At 50.9% G+C, this 2372-nt stretch carries 2 protein-coding genes and 1 pseudogene; all 3 read left to right on the plus strand.

The window, feature by feature from the left end:
• The first annotated feature begins 221 nt into the window (after nt 1–221).
• Nucleotides 222–1426 (plus strand): annotated as a pseudogene (fmdA, locus tag NW860_RS03270) (formamidase).
• Between the two features lie 40 nt (nt 1427–1466).
• A complete protein-coding gene (locus tag NW860_RS03275; protein ID WP_414512372.1) occupies nt 1467–1742 on the plus strand; it encodes an FmdB family zinc ribbon protein in 276 nt (91 codons plus the stop codon).
• A gap of 312 nt (nt 1743–2054) precedes the next feature.
• Nucleotides 2055–2372, plus strand: a 318-nt coding sequence (locus NW860_RS03280; protein WP_414512374.1) for an ATP-binding cassette domain-containing protein, incomplete at its 3' end; no start/stop codon positions are given.

The following is a 2372-nucleotide window of genomic DNA, read 5'->3' on the forward strand; positions in this document are numbered from 1 at the left end:
ATTGTAGCTCTTGCTACAGTATTAGCTTCTCTATTGGAGATAGGCTTTTGTGCATCCTGATATTCCCGCTGTGGTTTCTGTAAACCCTGGCGAGGTATTCCGAATTGAGTGTAAAGAACTATGAATTGTAGCTCTTGCTACAGTATTAGCTTCTCTATTGGAGATAGGCTTTTGTGCATTCAAAGTCTGACCGCAGAGTGATGACTCAAGGAGAGGATCCCATGCCCAAAACGCTGTTTAAAGTTGACCTGACTAAGCCAATGGATCAACAGGATCTACCGGGTCACAACCGCTGGCATCCTGATATTCCCGCTGTGGTTTCTGTAAACCCTGGCGAGGTATTCCGAATTGAGTGTAAAGACTGGACGGATGGGCAAATCAAAAACAACGATGATCCTTCCGACATTGAGCAGGTTGACCTAAGCGTTGTCCATGTTTTGAGTGGGCCTATTTGGGTTAACGGCGCCCAGCCTGGAGATATCCTGGTTGTCGATCTGTTAGACATTGGGCCACTGCCGGGAGCCGAGTGGGGGTTTACAGGTATTTTTGCCAAAGAAAATGGAGGAGGATTCCTCACCGATCATTTTCCCAACGCGGCCAAAGCCATCTGGGATTTTCAAGGCATTTACACCACTTCCAGACACATTCCCCATGTGCGCTTTGCCGGCATCATCACCCCGGCCTCATTGGCTGTGCCCCATCTCACGAGTTGCTGGCGGCTTGGAATAAGCGGGAAGCTGAGCTGGTCGCTTCGGCTCCCGATTTGCGCACTTACGGCGCGGGGCTATCCGGCAATCAGCCTGTGCTGGCCGCCTTGCCCAATCCCAAGAACGCAATTTTGGGAACTTTGCCCAAGTCAGAGTATGAGCGGGTTGCTGCTGAAGCGGCTCGGACGGTGCCCCCGCGAGAGCACGGCGGTAATTGCGATATTAAAAACCTGTCTAAAGGAACACGGATCTACTTCCCGGTTTACGTGGAGGGTGCCAAGCTGTCGATGGGAGATATTCACTTCTCGCAAGGGGATGGGGAGATCTCTTTTTGTGGCGGTATTGAGATGGCGGGCTACATCGATCTCCACGTCGATCTAATCAAGGGTGGTGTTGAGAAGTACGGATTGGTTAACCCCATTTTTAAGCCCGGCCCTGTTGAGCCACGTTACTCGGAATACCTTGTGTTTGAGGGCATTTCTGTGGACGAGTTTACAGGTAAGCAGCATTATATGGATGTTCACATTGCCTATCGACGCGCCTGCTTAAATGCCATCGAATATCTGAAAAAATTCGGCTTTACGGGAGAACAAGCTTATATGCTGCTCAGTGCTGCACCGGTGGAGGGCAGAGTGAGTGGGATCGTCGATATTCCCAATGCTTGCTGTACGGTGGCTATTCCTACGGAAATCTTCGACATAGATATTCTCCCTAGGTGAATGTTATTCGATGCCTCGTTCAAGGGGGTGGAATAGGAAGATGCCGCTGTATGAGTTTAAGTGTCCAAACTGTGGGGAGTTTGAGGTATGGCGGCCCTTATCTCAATATCGAGATCCGGCCTATTGTCCTTCTTGCAATCAGGAAGGGAAACGTCTCATTTCAGTTCCCATGGTTCAGCTTTCCAGCTCTTTGCCTATTTCAAAGGGGGGAAGAGAACCCAAACTGATCAAGCGTGAACAGCACTCAAATTCTGATCCAAACTCGCCAAAATATCGCTCCCAATCCTGTGGGCGACCTTGGATGTTGCACACATAGTTGTTTCAGGCTAGGGTAAGACGCCTGGGCTATTGAAAAAAGCCTTCTGGCCCAGTGCATTATTGCTCCGCAGCGCTATTGCTATGCCTACGGCACCCTGACGGGAACCGCAACGCTGACGCGACGATGCGACGACGTAACGACGTGACCAACGTTTTAGGTGTGGGTGCAGTGTCCCAGTTTGAATCGAAATGACCATAGTGCTTAGAAAAAGAGAGACTCTCACAATACCCCCAGAAATGCTTTCCTCTGGCATGGCAGTTCACAACCTATGCTGGAAAAGGCGTTCAAGAAGCACCTCAGAAGCACCTCATGAGTGGGCCTGATCCTTCCTTGGCAGAGGGATCCCATCGCAGCGATATCGCCCTTCGTTTACAGGGGATCACCAAGCGTTATCCTCTGGTGTTGGCCAACGACCACATCGATCTGGAGGTGCGTTGGGGAGAGATTCTGGCGCTGATGGGGGAGAACGGGGCGGGCAAGTCTACCCTGATGAAGATCGTCTATGGGTTGGTCAGCCCGGACGAGGGATCCATTCAAGTGGATGGGCAACTGGCCAAAATTCACAGTCCCGCCGATGCCATTCGGTTGGGAATTGGGATGGTGCATCAACACTTTATGTTGGTGGAT

Source organism: Synechococcus sp. F70.1, assembly GCF_047502745.1.
Lineage (GTDB): Bacteria > Cyanobacteriota > Cyanobacteriia > Thermostichales > Thermostichaceae > Thermostichus.

Excerpts from the sequence above, each read along its gene's own strand:
- NW860_RS03275 (WP_414512372.1), top strand. The coding sequence starts at position 1,467 with ATGCCGCTGTATGAGTTTAAGTGTCCAAACTGTGGGGAGTTTGAGGTA.